1 protein-coding gene is annotated in these 539 nt (G+C 70.1%); it reads left to right on the top strand.

The features are described 5' to 3' along the window. On the top strand, positions 1-539 hold a 539-nt coding region (locus N1689_RS22070; protein ID WP_260060224.1), incomplete at both ends, for an Ig-like domain-containing protein.

The raw sequence follows: 539 nt of genomic DNA, 5'->3' as shown, positions 1-539 counted from the left end.
CGGCGGCGGCATGGAGCCCGGCTCCACCGTGGTGATCTCCGACGGCGACACCGAGCTCGGCACCGCCACCGTGGACGCCGACGGCAGCTGGACCTTTACCCCTGACGCCCCGCTGGACGACGGCGAGCACGCGCTCGTGATTGACGGCACCGACGCGAACGGTAACGCCAGCAGCAGCACCGTCGACGTCATCATCGACACCAGCGAAACCGTGCCCGGCATGACCGACGACGCCGGTAACCCGGTGGCGGACGGCAGCACCACCAGCGACAGCACCCCGACCATTAACGGCGGCGGCATGCAGCCCGGCTCCACCGTGGTGATCTCCGACGGCGACACCGAGCTCGGCACCGCCACCGTGGACGCCGACGGCAGCTGGACCTTTACCCCTGACGCCCCGCTGGCCGACGGCGAGCATGCCCTGGTCATCGACGGCACCGACGCGAATGGCAACGCGGTGAACGACACCGTGAACGTGACGGTCGACACCAGCGAAACCGTACCGGGCCTGACCGACGACGCCGGTAACCCGGTGGCGG

This window comes from Pantoea sp. XY16 (assembly GCF_025153065.1).
GTDB lineage: Bacteria > Pseudomonadota > Gammaproteobacteria > Enterobacterales > Enterobacteriaceae > Pantoea > Pantoea alfalfae.
This window is presented reverse-complemented; position numbering and strand designations above follow the sequence as displayed.